We start from the raw sequence: 1,320 nt of genomic DNA, 5'->3' as shown, positions 1-1,320 counted from the left end.
CCACCCCGACCACCCCGCCTACGCCATCTTCACCTCCGGCTCCACCGGCCGCCCCAAGGGCGCCCTGATCTCCCACCGCGCCATCGTCAACCGGCTCGCCTGGATGCAGCGTACGTACCGCCTGACCCCCGACGACCGGGTGCTGCAGAAGACCCCGTTCGGGTTCGACGTGTCGGTCTGGGAGTTCTTCTGGCCGCTGCTGCACGGCGCCACCTTGGTGGTCGCCCGGCCCGACGGACACCAGGACCCGGTTTACCTCGCCGACCTCATCGCGCGCGAGTCGGTCACCACCGCCCACTTCGTGCCGTCGATGCTGGACATCTTCCTGCGCGAGCCGGGCGCGGCCCACGCCCGCTCGCTGCGCCGCGTGATCAGCAGCGGCGAGGCGCTCTCCCCGGCCACCCAGGACGCGTTCTTCGCCACCCTGCCCACCGCCGAACTGCACAACCTGTACGGCCCCACCGAGGCCGCCGTCGACGTCACCCTGTGGGCGTGCCGCCCGGGTGCCGCCACGGTGCCCATCGGCCGCCCCGCCGCCAACACCCGCACCTACGTCCTCGACAGCCGGCTGGAGCCGACCGCGCCCGGCGTGGCCGGCGAGCTCTACCTCGCCGGTGTGCAGCTCGCCCGCGGCTATCTGGGCAGGCCGGGGCTGACCGCGGAGCGGTTCGTGGCCTGCCCGTTCGAGCCGGGCGCACGGATGTACCGCACCGGCGATCTGGTCCGCTGGACCGCCGACGGTGTTCTCGACTACCTCGGCCGCACCGACGACCAGGTCAAGATCCGCGGCCTGCGCATCGAACTCGGCGAGGTGCAGAGCGCGTTGGCCGCCTGTCCCGGCATCGCCCAGGCCGCCGCCGTGGTCCGCGAGGACCGGCCCGGCGACCCGCGTCTGGTGGCCTACGCCGTACCCGCCCCCGGCGCCGCGCCCGCTCCGGCCGCCCTGCGCGCCGCGCTCGCCGAAACCCTGCCCGCGCACATGGTCCCGGCCGTCGTCCTGCTCGACGCCCTGCCGGTGACCCCCAACGGCAAGCTCGACCGGCGCGCGCTGCCCGCCCCCGGCCACCGCACGGGTGGCCGCGCCCGGCGCACGGCCCACGAGGAGATCCTGGCGGGCCTGTTCGCCGCCGTCCTCGGCGTGAGCGAGGTCGGCGGCGACGACGACTTCTTCGAGCTGGGCGGCCACTCCCTGCTCGCCATGCGCCTGGCCGCGCAGATCCGCGGCGCGCTCGGCGTGGAGCTGGGCATCCGCGAGATCTTCGGCGCGCCCACGGTCGCGGCACTGGCCGCCCGCCTCGACGGCGCCGCACGGGCCCGCCC

1 protein-coding gene is annotated in these 1,320 nt (G+C 75.5%); it reads left to right on the top strand.

Annotated elements, in window-relative coordinates:
• The coding region (locus ACJA3G_RS37125; RefSeq protein ID WP_406557412.1) for an amino acid adenylation domain-containing protein at positions 1-1,320 on the top strand (1,320 nt) is incomplete at both ends.

Source organism: Streptomyces sp. YS-3, from assembly GCF_045257485.1.
Classification (GTDB): domain Bacteria; phylum Actinomycetota; class Actinomycetes; order Streptomycetales; family Streptomycetaceae; genus Streptomyces.
The sequence above is the reverse complement of the archived record's forward strand: the minus strand, read 5'-3'. Positions and strand labels throughout refer to the sequence as shown.